This is a genomic window from Staphylococcus nepalensis (assembly GCF_002442935.1).
Taxonomy (GTDB): domain Bacteria; phylum Bacillota; class Bacilli; order Staphylococcales; family Staphylococcaceae; genus Staphylococcus; species Staphylococcus nepalensis.
Genome location: NZ_CP017466.1, coordinates 778337 through 794078 on the forward strand (window position 1 = coordinate 778337; position 15742 = coordinate 794078).

General features: G+C 31.8%; 12 protein-coding genes. 6 read left to right on the forward strand and 6 right to left on the reverse strand.

What is annotated here, in order from left to right; all coding sequences use genetic code 11:
- Positions 1 to 110: 110 nt before the first annotated feature.
- Positions 111 to 1475, reverse strand: a complete 1365-nt coding sequence (glcP, locus tag BJG89_RS03385) for a glucose transporter GlcP (protein WP_182478054.1) — start codon at positions 1473 to 1475, stop codon at positions 111 to 113.
- A gap of 218 nt (positions 1476 to 1693) precedes the next feature.
- The gene (locus BJG89_RS03390; RefSeq protein WP_096808556.1) at positions 1694 to 2683 is read right to left on the reverse strand and encodes an acrylyl-CoA reductase family protein; all 990 of its coding nucleotides are present in this window, start codon (positions 2681 to 2683) and stop codon (positions 1694 to 1696) included.
- A gap of 219 nt (positions 2684 to 2902) precedes the next feature.
- On the opposite strand from BJG89_RS03390, the gene BJG89_RS03395 reads away from it, so the two are divergent.
- The gene (locus BJG89_RS03395) at positions 2903 to 3421 is read left to right on the forward strand and encodes a GNAT family N-acetyltransferase (RefSeq protein ID WP_096808557.1); all 519 of its coding nucleotides are present in this window, start codon (positions 2903 to 2905) and stop codon (positions 3419 to 3421) included.
- Positions 3422 to 3699: 278 nt separating this feature from the next.
- Entirely contained in the window at positions 3700 to 4452 is a 753-nt protein-coding gene (locus BJG89_RS03400; RefSeq protein ID WP_096808558.1) for a hypothetical protein, read from the forward strand.
- Between the two features lie 301 nt (positions 4453 to 4753).
- Here BJG89_RS03400 and BJG89_RS03405 read toward each other — a convergent pair whose 3' ends face one another.
- Positions 4754 to 6451: a CDP-glycerol glycerophosphotransferase family protein gene (locus BJG89_RS03405; RefSeq protein ID WP_096808559.1), complete on the reverse strand. Its 1698-nt coding sequence runs from the start codon at positions 6449 to 6451 to the stop codon at positions 4754 to 4756.
- A gap of 287 nt (positions 6452 to 6738) precedes the next feature.
- Between BJG89_RS03405 and BJG89_RS03410 the strand changes: the two genes are divergently transcribed.
- Positions 6739 to 8343, forward strand: a complete 1605-nt coding sequence (locus BJG89_RS03410; RefSeq protein ID WP_096808560.1) for an L-lactate permease — start codon at positions 6739 to 6741, stop codon at positions 8341 to 8343.
- Positions 8344 to 8490: 147 nt separating this feature from the next.
- On the opposite strand, the gene BJG89_RS03415 is transcribed toward BJG89_RS03410, so the two are convergent.
- Positions 8491 to 9639, reverse strand: a complete 1149-nt coding sequence (locus BJG89_RS03415; protein ID WP_096808561.1) for a glycosyltransferase family 4 protein — start codon at positions 9637 to 9639, stop codon at positions 8491 to 8493.
- Positions 9640 to 10035: 396 nt separating this feature from the next.
- On the opposite strand from BJG89_RS03415, the gene mqo reads away from it, so the two are divergent.
- Complete coding sequence (gene mqo / locus BJG89_RS03420; RefSeq protein WP_096808562.1) at positions 10036 to 11514, forward strand: malate dehydrogenase (quinone); 1479 nt, start codon at positions 10036 to 10038, stop codon at positions 11512 to 11514.
- A gap of 64 nt (positions 11515 to 11578) precedes the next feature.
- Here mqo and BJG89_RS03425 read toward each other — a convergent pair whose 3' ends face one another.
- Together BJG89_RS03425 and BJG89_RS03430 are read right to left on the reverse strand one after the other, a co-directional pair.
- Complete coding sequence (locus BJG89_RS03425) at positions 11579 to 12949, reverse strand: HAMP domain-containing sensor histidine kinase (protein WP_096808563.1); 1371 nt, start codon at positions 12947 to 12949, stop codon at positions 11579 to 11581.
- A complete protein-coding gene (locus tag BJG89_RS03430; RefSeq protein ID WP_096808564.1) occupies positions 12942 to 13616 on the reverse strand; it encodes a response regulator transcription factor in 675 nt (224 codons plus the stop codon). The genes BJG89_RS03425 and BJG89_RS03430 overlap by 8 nt, the downstream gene beginning before the upstream one ends.
- A 154-nt stretch (positions 13617 to 13770) precedes the next feature.
- Between BJG89_RS03430 and BJG89_RS03435 the strand changes: the two genes are divergently transcribed.
- Both BJG89_RS03435 and BJG89_RS03440 read left to right on the forward strand, forming a co-directional pair.
- Positions 13771 to 14823: an ABC transporter permease gene (locus BJG89_RS03435; RefSeq protein ID WP_096808565.1), complete on the forward strand. Its 1053-nt coding sequence runs from the start codon at positions 13771 to 13773 to the stop codon at positions 14821 to 14823.
- Positions 14823 to 15491 carry an ABC transporter ATP-binding protein gene (locus BJG89_RS03440; protein WP_096811197.1) on the forward strand — a complete coding sequence of 223 codons (669 nt, stop codon included), beginning with the start codon at positions 14823 to 14825 and terminating at the stop codon, positions 15489 to 15491. The genes BJG89_RS03435 and BJG89_RS03440 overlap by 1 nt, the downstream gene beginning before the upstream one ends.
- The last annotated feature ends 251 nt before the right edge of the window (positions 15492 to 15742 follow it).

Below are 15742 nucleotides of genomic sequence, written 5' to 3' on the forward strand. Positions count from 1 at the left end.
CATACAAAAATAAAGAGCGGATTAAAGAAATCAATTTAGAAAATGTGATTTCTTTTCCGCTCTTTTTTAATATTAAAGTTTAATTGTTTAACTTAACTTAGATATAATAATTATTTTGATTCATTAATATCAGCCTCTGTTGCGTTTGTTCTAGAACGTAAATCAGCTTCAATTTCTTCTAAACTACGACCACGCGTTTCTGGTAGGTATTTAATAACGAAGATTAAAGCACAAACGCCAATAGCAGCAAAGATTAAGAACACTTGCTCAACAGCTAATACTTCAGTCAAAATAGGGAAAAATTGTGCAACTAGTAAACTACCGATAGATAATACTAAAGCAGCTATACCTGTTGCAGCGCCACGTGCACGCATTGGGAATAATTCTGGAAGCATAACCCAGAGTACTGGTCCCCAAGTAAAACCAAAGAATATAATAAATAATGTGAGACAAGCAACCATAATCCAAGCAGATGATTGGATGCCCATTGTCCAAATTAATATCGCCATAATTAATAGTGAAGCCACCATACCGATATTACCAATAACTAATAGGCGTTTACGGTCAATCTTATCGATAATCATAATTGCCACAATTGTAATCAGCACGTTTACCGTACCAATACCAACGGTACCTAAAATAGAAGTCGCATTACCTAAACCAGCTTTACTAAAAATAGTAGGTGCGTAATAGATAATAGCATTAATACCTATAATTTGTTGTAATAATGCAAACACACTACCAATAATAAGCGTTGGGCGTAACCATGGTGATTTTAAAACCTTCCATGTGCTTTCAGAAATAGCATTAATTTCTTTCATATCAGCAATTTCTTTGTCAATTTCACTTTCCTTAAACGTCAATTTCATAACGTCACGAGCAGCTTTTTCACTTTTATGTTCAAGTAACCATCTAGGACTTTCTGGCATAAAGGCAACACCAATTAATAGAATTAGAGAAGGCAATACTGCTAAACCTAACATCCATCTCCATCCTTCGATTGGTGTAAAAGCATAGTTGATTAAATATGAAGATAAAATACCAATTGTAATCATTAATTGGTTTAATGAACTTAAAGAACCACGCTGTTCAGTAGGTGCCATTTCTGATAAATAAACTGGTACAATTGCAGTTGAACCACCTACAGCTAATCCAATCACAAGTCTACCAATAACTAATACTGGCATGGATGGCGCTAACGCTAAAATTAACGCACCTACAATGTAGATAATCGCTATAATAAATACTACGCGTCTACGACCAAGTCTGTCAGACATAGGACCACTTGCCCCAGAACCAAATATAGCTCCGATTAACATAGATGCAACGACTAGTCCTTCAGTAAAACTATTTAATGGAATGTCATCTTTTATAAATAATAGAGCACCTGAAATTACTCCCATATCATAACCGTAGAGTAATCCTCCCAAGGCACCAAGGAAAAAGATGAGTTTCTTATTCACTTTAATTCCCATACAAACCCTCCTGATAATATTCGATAATCATAAGTATACGCTTTCATATTTTAGTTGTAAATGTTAAAGTATAATAATTTTATTTATTCATACTTATTTATATGAAATGTAATATTTTTGAAGTTCCGATAAAAATACGAAGTTATATAAATTGTTATAAAATAAAACTCCGCACTTCAAATTGAATTTTACAGTACGGAGTTTTGGTAGTGACTATGTTATGAGTCGAACTCTATGACAATTCTACCAGAGTTTTTATGTTGAAGAACTTCATTAATACTATTTTTGATATCTTTAAACTTAATGGAATGTTTTATATCATGTAATTGATCAGGCTTTAAATCTTTGGCTAGTCTGCGCCATATATGCTTACGTTGTTTCATTTCAGTATATACTGAGTCGATACCGATAACGTTTACGCCTCTTAATATAAATGGAAAGACTGAACTATCAAATGTAGTGCCTCCAGTCATACCAATAAGTGCAACACTTCCATTGTAATTAAGCTGTTTGACAATTTGTGAAAAGCTCTCGCCACCTACAGGATCGATGACTGCTTGCCATGTACGCTTCCCTAGTAGTTTATCGTCATGCTTAGTTATCCTAGGCACTACATCTTTCGCGCCTAATGCTTTAAGTTTGTCAGTTGCTTCAGATTTCCCTGTACTAGCGATGACCTTATAACCAATAGCGTCTAACATCATTACAGCTAATGTGCCTACGCCTCCAGTTGCACCTCTGACAAGTACTTTATCCTTTTCAACTGATAGACCATTATGTTCTAATCTTTCAATTGCTAACCCCGCTGTATAACCAGCTGTTCCATAGATCATTGCTTCTTCAAGTGTTAGATCCTTTGGTAAAGGTACAATCCATTCTTCTTTAACACGAACGTATTCACTAAAGCCTCCAAAATGATTTGTCCCTAAATCATAGCCAGTTACGATGACTTCATCTCCTGGTTCAAAAGCATGAGTATCTGAATGGGCTACAACGCCCGCTAAGTCAATCCCAGGCACCATTGGATAAGATTGAACGATCTTAGAATTTTCAACAGTAGCTAAGGCATCTTTATAATTAATCCCAGAGTATTTGGTTTTGATTAACACTTCGCCTTCTGGAAGATCATTTATTGTGATATCTTTAAATTCGCTTGTTACTTTGCCGTCTTGTTCATTGACCACAAAAGCTTTAAATGTTTTAGTCATTGCCTTATGGCACTCCCTTATGTATATTTTTATGAACAATTAAAAAGCTAGGACTACTTTATCATGATATTGTCAATTTCACAATAAGTGGAAAATGACTGTTTTAAAGTAAGCGTTTTAATATTTTTGGGATGATACATAAAATCTATTGAGTTGTATAGTAACCTATTACATATTTTAGTATACTAATTGACAAGATAACTAAAAAGGTGGATATATATGACGGAAACAATTGAGTTAGTGAAAGAATCAGAAGTAACATTATTGAGAGATATTTGTATATCAACATTTAAAAACACCTTTAAAGATGGTGAATACTCAAAAGAAGATTTTAAACAGTATTTTGATGAGGCATATAGCGTTGAAAAATTGAAAAAAGAACTCGAAGATGCTTATGCTTTTACTTATTTTTATCGTGTAAATAATCAAGTTGTAGGTTATTTTAAATTAAATATTAATGAAGCACAAACTGAAACAATGGGGAGTGATTATTTAGAAATACAACGTATATATTTTTTGCCGGGTTCACAAGGTAGCGGTAAAGGGAAACAAGTCTTTAATTTTGCAATTAAAAAAGCACAAGAATTACAAAAATCAAAAATTTGGTTAGGTGTTTGGGAATATAATGAACAAGCGCTAAATTTTTATAAAAAGCAGGGACTAAAAATAACAGGCTCTCATAAATTTTATACAGGAGCAGTTGTAGATACAGATTTGATAATGGAAAAAAGTATATAGGCGCTATTTACAATTAATCATTCACCATTCAGTTATCTCACACATAATGTAGAATGTAGCGTTATTATTTTTTAACATTATATAGTGCGTTAAATAAACGTTTTAGGTTTTTAGATTTTGTAAAAATTATATTTAAATTCGAAAAAGTTTTGTAAAAAGTTGTTTAGCTTAATAATAATGGTGAATAATATAATGATTCTCATTTGCCCTAATTGATAGTTGTCATACATAGTAACGATAATTAGGAAATGAGCAAAACAAATTTAGGAGGTATGTATATGAAAAAATTATTAGCAGGTTTTTTAACACTTTCGTTGGTGCTTGCAGCTTGTTCTAATGGTAGTAATGATGATGATGGAAATAAGGATGATAACTCGAAAGACAATCAATCTTCAGATGATCAATCGAAGGATAATGAAAAAGATTCTAAAAATGATGACGAAAAAAACAATGATAGCGCTAACGATAATTCGGACAGTAACTCTAGCATGAATGGCACTGACTCTAATGCTAACGATGATAACAATTCAGAAAACGATGAAAATGCTAATCACAATTCGGATAATAATGCTAACAACAGCAGCGAATCTAATAGTGATAGTAATGCTCAAAACAACGCTAGTCCTAATGATAATACATCAAGTAATGCTAATAGTAATCAAGAACCAAATCGTAATAGCAATTCAAATACGGATAACTCAAGTAACGCTACAACAAATCAATACGTAGCACCATACCAAGGTCAAAATGCAGTACCAGTAGCACAAAATATTACTTCAGGTAATACTGACGCACAAGTGGCTTTACAATCATTACCTCATTTCCAAAATGCGTTAGATAATGCCACGGCTGAAGTGAATGCATTAAATGGTCAGTCCAATCCTTATAATGATTATGCAATTGAAGGAAGCGATGGGAATTATAGTTACATCTTTAGCTTCCAAAATCAAGCGCAACCAGGCACGTATTCAATTGTAACAGTCGATCAACAAGGCACAGTTAGAGTCGTTGATCCAGCTTACCAACAATAAAAAGTATAACCGATATATTAACAGGTATAGAGTTAAAATTTATTTGTGACGGCTAAATAGTGCATGGTTATCATGAACATAGAATTACAATTAAAAAACAAGCATAAGGGAGCAAGACAACGAAACCATTTTAGTAAAATGCGATTTCTGTCTTGCTCCCTCTTATGCGTTATTATCGTTGGATGACTTAATGTTTAAATTGAACCATATTTATTTTTAACCAGCTCAAGTTGTGTTTAGCGGTCTATTTTCTAAAGGAATATCGTATTAGATCGATTGTTTACATTTTGATACATATCATTTATTTGTTGGATTTAATTGATTTTTGAATAATATGAGAAATTGTTTCAAAAGCATGATTATCCTTGTTTATAAAAGGATTTTCATGTATGTCCTTCATTTGATGACTGATTAAATCATTTAAAAGTGCTTTTGCATCACTATATCTAACAGTAGAAAGAGAATGCATGACATCATCATATACACCACGCTCTGAGACATATTTTTCATGGTCAGGTGTATATTGACAAACAATTTTATCAATTGTTAATGCATCAAAAATAATTGAAGAGTAGTCTGTTAATACAATGTCTGACGCAAGTAATAAATCTTGAACTTCTAAATTTGATGGTGCGACGATAGCGTTCTCGGGAATATAGTTAGATTCGTCTTTAGTGTGCCCTTTAAAAATAACATTATATTTATTTAATAATCCGTCACTAATAGGTAATAAATCTGATGTTTCGTTTGTTGCTTTCCATGTTGGCACGTAAAGCAATGTTTGTTTATCTGGGTTTAATTTCAATTCTTTTTTAATGAATGAGATATAAGGTTGATCGGATTGTTTATCTAATAAATATCTAATTCTAGGGTAGCCACAGTTCAACAAATGTGTATGCTGCTGTGGGAAAGCAGATTTAAAATATTCCATAATCGCTTCACAATCACTAACGAAATAATCTTGGTGCAACCATTTATTGTATTTACGGGCACGATAATTATAAATGTTGAGATTTTCACTTGGTTCATGACTATCTAAAAATAACTTTTTAATTGGTGTGCCATGCCAAAGTTGGATAATCGTACCGTTCGGTTTTAAACCGTCAGGTATGTACGTCTCTAATATAACCACACTTGCTGTTTCAATAAGTGTTTTAGCTTTTGGATCATCTGGATTAACAAAATTAGGCCCACTAACGTCTTTTGTTATAAAAAATACCGGTAATTTCGAAAAGTGTTTTGCAAAATGATTAAATAAATAACGTGAATTACCTTGGAATCCATAATTAAAACCTAAAAAAACAATGTGATTTTTGATTTTCGTTTTATCTTTTTTGTAAATATAACTCATTTCATAATGTTTCTTTTCATAATGGGAATGAATGAGATTATAAATCCAATGAGGAAGTTTAAAATTAGTAGACTTTAACGCTTTATCAGTAGAACGAACCGCTTTAGTTTCAGGTGGTAACGTTTCTTTACTTTTAAAAGGTACCGGATGCCTATGTTCAAATGCTAATTTGTTTAGGCTGAATTTAGTTGTGTTTAGTGGCGTAAAATCGTCAATATATTTCCAAACTGCCTTACTAGTTCTATGATTATGTTTAAAATTAAAAACGACATGGCTATCTGTAGCAATATCATCTTGTAACAGTGACAACAATGCTAAGTCAAATGCATTATGTATTTGATATTGGTTCATTAAATGGGCTACAGTTTCAATATGAAAGATTACATTCGGAAAATGGTTGATATTGTCTATCCAATCATTAAAAGTAATATATAATTGTCCGAAATATCGGCAGTCATTTAAATATTGTTGATTAATTGTATAATCTGCCACCATCGTGACAGGCTTGAGCTCAACTGCTTTTATCATTGATTGGTAAATTTCAACGTCCTGATTTATAAGTACAAAATGAGAATAACCTTCTGTTGTAGCTTTTTGAAGTTCCTTTGCTAAAAGATCCCACTCTAAAATTTCAATTTGCTTTATCATTTACTATCCCTCTACTTAAATATGATTATTTCTATTTTATCATGGAGTGCATTAGAGACAAAAGAAACGTATATGTTAAAATAAATAATTAATTAAAAAGTTTGAAAAAATCAATTTTAATATACTGTATTTTGCCTTATTAACCAAAATAAATAACTTTAATATATAAAATGATTGTTTTTTAAAAAAACTTATTGTGTTTTGACTGAAAAGGATGTTATAATTTATGTGAAATAATTCACAATATAGAGATGGCTAATTATTTTAAGTATAGGAAGTGATTGTAAATGTTTGTAGAAAGTTTTAACCCCTTTGGTAACGTCTTATTATCAAGTATTGTGGCTGCTATACCTATTATTTTATTCTTATTATGTTTAACTATTTTTAAAATGAAAGGGATATATGCTTCAATTACTACTTTAGTAGTTACACTCATACTTGCTATAAGCATATTTAAATTACCTATGAAGATAGCTACTGGTGCTTCTATAGAAGGGTTTTTCCAAGGCATTATACCTATTGGTTATATTGTAATGATGGCTGTATTATTATATAAGGTTACTAATGAGACTGGTCAATTTAGTACAATTCAAGATAGTATCGCAAGTGTGTCGCAAGATCACCGTATACAATTATTATTAATTGGTTTTGCATTTAATGGCTTCTTAGAAGGGGCGGCAGGTTTTGGTGTGCCAATTGCGATATGTGCACTATTATTAACCCAGTTAGGTTTTAAGCCTTTACAAGCAGCAATGTTGTGTTTGATTGCGAACGCCACAGCTGGTGCATTTGGAGCAATTGGTTTACCAGTGACAGTTATCGATACACTTGGCTTACCAGGTGACGTTACAGGATTTGCAGTTTCTCAGATGTCGGCTTTAACATTATCCATTATGAATATGTTTATACCGTTTTTATTAATTTGGATTATTGATGGCTTTAAAGGTATTAAAGAGACATTACCAGCCATTTTAATTGTTGGAGGTACATTCACAGTGTTACAAGCTATTATTACTGTGTTTATTGGACCTGAACTCGCAGACATTATTCCGCCATTAGGCGCAATGTTAGCGTTAGCTGTTTTTTCAAAAAAACATCAACCTAAAGAGATATTTAGATTGAAAGACAGTAGCGAACCAAAACCCATTGAAAAACATAGCTTTAAATCATTAATATACGCATGGTGTCCATTCGTTATTTTAACTGTATTAGTAATGATTTGGAGTGCACCTCAATTTAAAGCAATGTTTGCTCCTAATGGCATATTAAATGCATTCGTGTTTAATATAGCGTTACCTGGAACTTATAGCGAGATTGCTGATAAAGCAATTACACTTCCGCTAAATATTATAGGACAAACTGGCACAGCCATTTTATTGGTGGTTATCATTACAATATTAATGTCAAGACAAGTGAGCTTGTTTGATGCAACACGTTTATTTAAAGTTACATTTAAAGAATTATGGTTACCGATTATTACGATATGTATTATTTTGGTTATTTCGAAGTTAATGACGTACGCAGGCTTGAGTAACGCTTTGGGTGAAGGAATAGCAAAAACAGGATCAATATTCCCATTACTATCACCTGTTTTAGGTTGGATTGGTGTCTTTTTAACTGGCTCAGTGACAAACAACAATACATTATTTGCACCTATACAAGCAGCAGTTGCTAATAATATTGGTACAAGTGGCGCATTACTTGTGTCCGCAAATACAGTGGGTGGCGTTGCAGCAAAATTAATTTCACCACAATCCATTGCCATTGCCACTGCGTCTGTACAACAAGTAGGTAAGGAATCAGAATTATTAAAAATGACTTTACGCTATAGTGTTGTATTAATTATATTTGTATGTATATGGACATTTATTTTAAACTTAATTTTACATTAAAAACAACGGATAGTATTAAGTGCAACAATGATATTTTAGAAGTTGTCTGCACCCTCAGTTGTTTTAAAACTATAATCTGATATTCAGATACAATGATAAAAGGCATACGAAATCAATAGTTCAAAATTGATTCGTACGCTTTTTTTATTAGGATTCTAACATAGTTTGAAATGATTGGTACACAGAGTCTGGTGAATAAGATTGCACCGTTTGGTATGCATTTTCAATCAAATGTTGTTTATTAAATTCTTGATTAATCAGTCTTAGCAATTGATTTGATAAATCTTCTATACTCCCGTGTGTAACTAAATAACCATTCACATTATTATTTATCAGAGAATCAGGACCAGCATTCCCATTAAAACTGACTACAATATTACTCTGGTTCATTGCTTCTAAAATAACCATACCAAAACCTTCATTACGTGAAGGCACAACCGTAATTTCACTCATTGCTAACTTTTCATTTAACTGTTGTGTTGCGCCTTGAAGTTTTATGATATCCGCAAGTTGATGATCTATGATGAGCTGTTGTAATAGGGCATGCGCTTCTCCATCACCGTAAATGTGTATTTGATATTTAAAGCGTCTCACTTCTTGCTGGATAGGGATGATGCTTTTAATTAATAGATCAAACCCTTTTTCGTATTCTAAGCGTCCTGCAGCAGTGATAATTTTATCTTTAGATGCAGGCAACCGTGGTTCATTTAAAATATTAGGGACGATATATACAGGCACGTTAACGATAGATTCATATGTATGTTTATCACTTTCTGTTAAGGTCGTTATTTTATCTAAATGTTTATAAGCTGTGGCAATCTCATCTTGCAAAGCATCACTATGCGCTTCAAAGTTCATATGCTCCATACCAATTTTTTCTATATTCTGTGAACCATAACAAGCAATTAATATATTAAAACTAGCTCTTGTGCCGATAAGTGTATCTGTCGAAACATTACGTATAGATTTAATCATTTTCTTTTCTATATAATGTGAAAATTGATTTAAACCAGGTTCATGTTGTGAAAGTATGCTTGGTTTAGAAAAAGGTGTATATTTATGGATACGGTTAAAAAATATGTCCTTAATATTTAAAGGATGTACTTGATAATCCGTTAAAGAACGAATTTGAATAGAATCATGTAAATCAAAATAGGGCTGAGAAGCGCCTCTAAAAACTGAAATAATTTCAATTTGGTGACCTTTTTCAGCTAAAACATTAGCAAGTTGTGAAATAGATTTAACAGTTCCACCCATGGCGTAAATATTATGCATAAAAAAAGTGATAGATTTCATTGGAATACCTCCAAATTATATAAACTAAATTAAAATTTATTATAGCATGAAATATACTTAATGAATAAAGTAACTCATAATAAATAGATTAGAAACCATTTGATTAAATCCTAAACAATTAAGATATAAAGTTAAAAGTTTGTATTATGCTTGTTTTAGTTAACACATATTAACATAATTTGTGTAGAATTACTGAAAGCCCTTTTTTCATAGGGCAATAACGTATATAATTAGAAGCGTACGGAAAGATTCTGTTGTTGTTTACGTTTTAAACATAACAATAATGGATTAGATTTTAAAATTTTAGCTATAGAAAACGCTTTATCACAGTTGTAAATTTTCTTAGATAAAGATAACGTGTCTATAAACATATATAAAAGGGGGACTGTGTTTGTTATGAGTACACAACATAGCAAAACAGATGTCATATTAATTGGCGGCGGTATCATGAGCGCAACACTAGGAACTTTATTAAAAGAACTTGCACCTGAGAAAGAGATAAAAATGTTTGAAAGATTATCTACACCCGCAGAAGAAAGTTCTAATGCTTGGAATAATGCAGGTACAGGGCATTCTGCATTATGTGAATTAAATTATACAAATGAAAACCAAGATGGTTCAATTGATATTACTAAAGCTGTAAAGATAAACGAGCAATTTCAAATTACAAAACAATTCTGGAATTATCTTGTTAAACAAGGGCAACTATCAAAACCAGAAGCTTTCATAAAACCTGTGCCACATATGAGTTTTGTACAAGGGGTACGCAATGTCGATTTCTTAAAAAGACGGGTTGATCGATTAAATAAAAACATATTATTTAGTAATATGGAAATCACTGATGATAAAGATAAAATTACTGAGTGGGCACCGTTAATTATGGAAGGACGCACATCAAACATTCCGATGGCTATTACATATGATAAAACAGGTACCGATGTAAATTTTAGCGCGTTAACTAAAAAGTTGTTTTCTAACTTAGAAGAAAAAAATATTGAACTTAATTATGAACATGAAGTAGAAAATTTAAATCAACACAAAGATGGCAGTTGGGAAGTTAAAGTCAAAAATTTAAAAACGGAAGAAGTTACTATAATAGAAAGTGATTTTGTATTTATTGGTGCCGGCGGGGCAAGTTTACCATTATTACAAAAAACAGGCATTAAAGAATCTAAACATATAGGTGGGTTCCCTGTTAGTGGGCTGTTCTTAGTATGTAGAGATGAGTCTATCACTTCAAAACATCTAGCTAAGGTATATGGAAAAGCTGCTGTTGGCGCACCGCCAATGTCAGTTCCACATTTAGATACGCGTTATATCGATGGTCAACGTACGTTATTATTTGGGCCATTTGCTGGATTTTCACCTAAATTCTTAAAAACAGGTTCAAATATGGATTTAATAAAATCTGTAAAACCCAATAATCTAATTACAATGTTGTCTGCAGGGATTAAAGAAATGAATTTAACAAAATATTTAATTTCTCAACTGACATTATCTAATGAGGAAAGAATGGAAGATTTGCGTCAATTCGTTCCAAATGCTAAGAGTGAAGATTGGGAAATAGTTGTTGCAGGGCAACGCGTCCAAGTTATTAAAGATACGGACAAGGGCAAAGGAACTTTACAATTTGGTACAGAAGTTATTACATCTGAAGATGGCTCATTAGCAGCGTTGCTAGGTGCTTCTCCAGGTGCTTCCACTGCTGTTGATATCATGTTAGATGTGCTACAACGTTGTTACAAAGATGAATTTAGCCATTGGGAAGAAAAAGTTAAGGAAATTGTTCCTTCATTTGGTATGCAATTATCAGAAAACGAAGCATTATATACTCAAATCAATAAAGAAATTACAAAAAACTTAAAAATAAATTAATTCCCATCTTATTAATAAAGAAAGCGAGGCGGAGACATCAATAATGATGTCTCCGCCTCGCTTTTTATTTATTGATAATGACAGTAAATGTAGTGCCTTCATATTTTTCGCTTTCTACTTTAATTTTACCATCGTGTAATTCAAAAATAGCTTTTGCAATTGCTAAGCCTAATCCATTGCTATTATCATGATGACTGGCTTTATAAAAACGTTCAAATAAATGAGATTGTGTTGTTTGTGTCATACCTTGACCGTCGTCAGTTATAGTGAAACGAATCGCATTTAAGTCAGTGTCGTTCGTTAGTGTAATATCAATTGTTCCGCCTGGTTCTGAGTATTTGATGGCATTAATAATTAAGTTTTGAAATGCTTGATGAAGCAATCTTTCATTCCCAACAAATGTTACGTTGTCTAAATCTGACATAATAATGAGATCTTTTTGATTTGTAGAGAATTGTTCATGACGAATAATTTGTTTAATAAGTTTATTAAGTGCTATATGGTCATTTAATTCGAGATGTTCGCCATTATCAATTTCTGATAGTAAAAGAAGTTCTTTTGTTAATTCACTAAGTTGTGTTGTAATTTGATATATTTCATCAATGTATTGTTCACGGGCACTAACGTCTTTAGTGAATTTCAATTGATCAAGTAAATGATGGATATGTGTTAAAGGTGTTTTAATCTCATGCGAGACATTTTGGACAAAGTGTTGTCTCATGTCATCCAGTTGTTTTAAAGATAAACGCATTTTATCAAATCGATATTGCAAGGTGCCGAATTCATCGTTACGTTTAACATTAATGGGCACATCAAAATTACCTTCCATAAGTCTTTCTGTTGCTTGCTTCAATTGCTGTATCGGTTTAATTATCATATAAGTTGAAGAAATCACCGAAATGATAGAAATGACTAACAATAGAGTGATTAATATAATTAAGAAAATTCTAAATTCACTAAAGGTTTTGCCGATATCGGGCCTCATAAATACGGCATAATTCTTGCCATTTGCTTCATAATGCACACCAACGGTATTTTGTGTGGTATTTTCGAAAAAACCAGTAATAAAAGGATTGTAAGATAAGTTTTTTATACCATGATAGTCGTTACCATTTAAAACGGCTTTAATATTTTTAGTGTCGACATTATCTTTCCTAAACGGAGCCCCATAATAGGCTTTCTCACCTTTTTCGGTTACAGTCATAATTTGGTAATTCATTTCACCTAAATGTCTGAAAAAAGGTTTGGGCAAATTTATATGAGACTTATGCATATAAGATGTAGCATCTTTTAAAGTACGCATAATTTTAGTATCGTTATTTTCTTTTAAATGATTGTGATAGATAATATTAGTTAACAAAAAACTGAGTATGGCACTTGATAGCATAATGATAATTGTATATATAGCAATACGAGAATAGAGTGATTTAAACATTGTCATCCACCTTATATCCCAAACCACGAACTGTGTGAATAGTAATTGACGCATCTAATTTTGACAAACGCTTTCTTAATCGTTTGATGTGTACATCAACAGTCCGTTCGTCTCCTTCATAATCAAAGCCCCAAATTTTCTCAATTAAATCATCACGGTTAAATACTTGTTTCGGGTGTGAAGCAAGTAAAAATAACAGTTGAAATTCTTTGTTTGGTAGATTCATTGATTTGGTAGAAGATTGAAGCTCTAAATAGGCTTGGTTAAGTATGAGATTGCCTACTTTGAGTTCATTATTTGCATTAATATTATAACGCTTTAGAACTGCTTTAATTCTGAAAATCAGTTCTTTGACTTCAAAAGGCTTGGTTACATAATCATCTGTGCCTGTTAAATAAGCTTGTTCTTTGTCGCTAAGTGCATCCCGTGCTGTTAGCATAATCACAGGTATTTCAAAGTCTTCTTTTAAAATTTTACATAATTCAAAACCACTCATACCTGACATCATTACATCGACTATAGCGATATTAACTTGATGTGAATCAAGGTATACTAGCGCATCTTCGGCACTTGTTTGAGTTACTACATCTAATCCTTCTTTTGTAACATAGTTTGAAACATATGCTAGAATTTTTTTATCGTCATCGACAATTAAACAAGTAGTCATGCACAAAAACTCCTTACCCATTTTATAAATATTATATATGGAAAGAAATGACTTAACAAATATGAAATTTTTAAAAGGTTAACAATTGTTCATATTGAGTTCATATACTACGACTAAACTCTAGATATAAGTTCTTTTGAAGGAGTGAAACGTTATGAAGTTAGCATGGCAAGAAATTAAATATTATAAATTTCGTTATATATTAATCATGTTAATCATATTATTATTAGGTGTTATGGTGTTATTCATTAGTGGTTTAGCACAAGGTTTAGCAAGAGAGAACGTATCAATGTTGGACAATATGAAAGCAGAAAAATACGTTATGCAAGACAACAAAAAGCCACAAATTGAGAAATCAGTGATTAAGCCAGATCAACAACAGAAGGTCGAAGATATAACTGACCAATCCCCTTTAAAAATAGCATCTCAAACACTGAAAATTGATAAAGATGAAGAAGATGTGGTTATGACTAATACAGTGACAAATGAAAAACCGAAATTATCAGAAGGTAAATATCCTGAAAAAGATAATGAAATTGCTATTAATAGTAAGTTAACTGCTAATGGCGTAGAAATCGGAGATACAATTAACACCAAAAATGGGAAAAAATTAAAAGTATCTGGTATTTTAGACGATACAATGTATTCTCATAGTTCGGTTGTTATGATGAATAACAGTGGATTTGATGAATTAAATAAAGAAGTGAGCACGGTTTATCCAGTTAAAGATTTATCACAAAAACAACAAAATGAATTAGAAGATATTTCTGGTATAAAAGTATTTAGTGAAGATGATATTACTGCTGAAATACCAAGTTATCAAGCAGAACAAGCACCGCTTAATATGATGATTGTTAGTTTGTTTGTTATATCTGCTATAGTACTTAGCGCATTCTTCTACGTTATGACAATACAAAAGATACCTGAAATAGGTATTTTAAAAGCAATAGGTATTAAGACAAGACATTTATTAAGTGCTTTAATTATTCAAATATTAATCACTACCATGGTTGCAGTGATCATTTCTGTAGGGTTGATTAGTAGCTTATCATTAATAATGCCGATTACTATGCCATTCCATGTAACGGTTACAAATATTTTATTAGTAGTTGGTATATTCATTATCGTCGCTATAGTGGGTGCAGCGCTATCATTTATAAAATTATTCAAAGTAGACCCTATTGAAGCAATTGGAGGTGGAGAATGATGAGTTTACAAGTAAAAGATATTAAAAAATCATTTGGTAAAGGTTCTTCAGAAACAAAAGTCCTAAAAGGAATTAATTTTGAAGTTAATGAAGGAGAATTCGTTATTTTAAATGGTGCTTCTGGTTCTGGTAAAACCACACTATTAACTATTTTAGGCGGGTTATTGTCGCAAAGCAGTGGTAATATATTATATAATGGTGTACCTCTCTATTCTAATGATAAAAAAGCTTCGGAATTGAGACTAAACGAAATAGGCTTTATATTTCAATCTTCTCATTTGGTACCGTATTTAAAAGTAAAAGACCAGTTGGCAACAATTGGTAAAGAAGCAGGAATGTCTAAAAAAGAAGCAACTAAAAGAGCAGAAAAATTATTAAAGCAAATAGGTTTAGAAGAACAACTAAACGCATTTCCCCATACACTATCAGGAGGTCAAAAACAACGTGTTGCAATTATGAGATCATTAATGAATAATCCTAAAATGATTTTAGCTGATGAGCCTACTGCAAGTTTAGATGCAGAGCGCGCCACCGAAGTGATAGATATGATTAAAGATCAAATTCAAAGTAAAAAAATGATTGGTATTATGATAACACATGATAAAAGGTTATTTGATTATGCTGATAGAGTAATAGAATTAGATGACGGTATTATTGTAAGTAAATAAAATAATGATAATCTATAACAACAAGATAGATATCACATTTTACTATTATGATTTTAATGTTCCTTTCTCATACTAAATAAACAAAAGCACTTCCATTCAGAAATGGAGGTGCTTTTGTTTATTTAAAATTATATGATGGCTAAGAGTAAGGTAGAAATCGTATTTTTATAAAATGAATTTGTTGCTCAACTCTGGCAAAATGATTTGAAAAATGAACTGAATTCAAAAAGATGCTTATATTAATTTTTGAA